Genomic DNA, 633 nt, shown 5'->3' with positions numbered 1-633 from the left:
TCGTTCAATGCAGATGCCGACAAAACCCGAGACTAAGAAAGCAGCTGGAATAGCGACCCAAATCGAATAGTCGATAGCATTAGGCATCAGAAGCTGAACCACATAGGTGGTATAAGCGCCCAGCATGATCATCTCACCATGCGCCATATTAATAACGCCCATAACGCCAAAGGTAATTGCCAGGCCAATTGCAGCAAGCAAAAGGACAGAACCTAAGCTCAATCCGAAAAAGAGCTTATCGACAAACTGAAAGTTAGCGACTCGATCTTCAATCAGTGTTAACGCCTTTTGTGCCGCTGCCACAACGACTTCATCACTATCATTTTCAACAATTTTGGCGAGCAGATTCTTAATCTCATTTTCCAAACGACCTGCCAGGGTTTCAATTGACGCCAGTCGTTCTTCGCGAACTTTGCTGTTTTCTAAGGCATAAATAGCAAGTGCAACCCCCATCATTTCCAATACTTCTTCATCTTGCTCAGACACTTTCACTGCTTGAATGGCTTCAATCAGGCTTTCATCCAAACTTGATAGTAAAGAAGTGAGCGCTGAAAGACGCAACTCTGGGTCCTTTGCACTTAGCTGAATACGTGCAATTGCCCCACGGAGATAAGAGCGCACTTTGTTATTCAC

At 44.7% G+C, this 633-nt stretch carries 1 pseudogene; it reads right to left on the bottom strand.

The window, feature by feature from the left end:
* Positions 1-621 (bottom strand): annotated as a pseudogene (locus tag A3757_RS02845) (urea ABC transporter permease subunit UrtB); the annotation flags it as partial.
* Between the last annotated feature and the right edge of the window lie 12 nt (positions 622-633).

This window comes from Oleiphilus sp. HI0117, assembly GCF_001635235.1.
The sequence above is the reverse complement of the archived record's forward strand: the minus strand, read 5'-3'. Positions and strand labels throughout refer to the sequence as shown.